Here is a 1269-nt window from a genome sequence, read left to right on the forward strand (position 1 = left end):
AGCACCTCGTGCCGCGACGCGAGATCGAGGATCAGCGCCTCGTCCAGCGGCTTGGCGAAGCGCGCATCCGCCACCGTCACCGCCACGCCCTGCTCGGCCAGCGCATCCGCCGCCTTCAGCGCCTCGGCCAGACGCGTGCCGAGCGACAGGATCGCCACCCGCGCATTCGCGTCCTCGCGCACCACGCGGCCCTTGCCGATGGGCAGCACTTCGCCCCGCTCCGGCAATTCGATGCCGACGCCCTCGCCGCGCGGGTAGCGCAGGGCGATGGGGCCGCTGTCATGGGCGTGGGCGGTGGCCACCATGTGCACCAGCTCGGCCTCGTCGGCCGCCGCCATCACCGTCATGTTCGGCAGGCAGCAGAGATAAGCGAGGTCGAACGCACCCGCATGGGTCGCGCCGTCCGCACCCACCAGCCCCGCCCGGTCCATGCAGAAGCGCACGGGCAGGTTCTGCAGGGCGATGTCGTGCACCACCTGATCGTAGGCCCGCTGCAGGAAGGTCGAGTAGATCGCCACGAACGGCCGGTAGCCCTCCGTCGCCAGACCGCCCGCGAAGGTCACGGCGTGCTGCTCGGCGATGCCCACGTCGAAGGTCTTGTCCGGGTGGGCCTTGCCGAACAGGTCGATGCCGGTGCCGCCGGGCATCGCGGCGGTGATCGCCACCACCTTCGGGTCGGCGTCCGCCGCCTTGATCAGGCTCTCGCCGAACACCCGCGTGTAGGCCGGCGCGTTCGGCTTGGCCTTGGCCTGCACGCCCGACACCACGTCGAACTTCACCACCCCGTGGTAGCGGTCGGCGGACGCCTCGGCCGGGGCGTAGCCCTTGCCCTTGCGGGTGACGACGTGCAGCAGGATCGGGCCGGTCTCGGTGTCGCGGACGTTCTTCAGCACCGGCAGCAGGTGGTCGAGGTTGTGCCCGTCGACCGGGCCGACATAGTGGAAGCCCATCTCCTCGAACATCGTGCCGCCGCCGACCACGAGGGAGCGGGCGTATTCCTCCGCCGCCGCCGCGCGCTGGTAGATCGCCTTCGGCAGCAGCTTGCCGAGCTGCTTGGCGGCATCGCGCAGCGTCCGGTAGGTGTCACCCGAGGCCAGCCGCGCGAGATAGGCCGACATGGCGCCGACTGGGGGCGCGATGGACATGTCGTTGTCGTTGAGGATGACGATCAGGCGCGAGTGCAGGGCGCCGGCATTGTTCATGGCCTCGTAGGCCATGCCCGCCGACATCGAGCCGTCGCCGATCACCGCGACCATGTTGCGGCGCTTC

General features: G+C 70.4%; 1 protein-coding gene. It reads right to left on the reverse strand.

Going from position 1 to position 1269, the window contains the following annotated elements; genetic code table 11:
• Nucleotides 1-1269, reverse strand: a 1269-nt coding sequence (dxs, locus tag ACS5Q7_RS24025) for a 1-deoxy-D-xylulose-5-phosphate synthase (RefSeq protein WP_478341783.1), incomplete at both ends; no start/stop codon positions are given.

This window comes from Methylobacterium sp. Gmos3, from assembly GCF_056430985.1.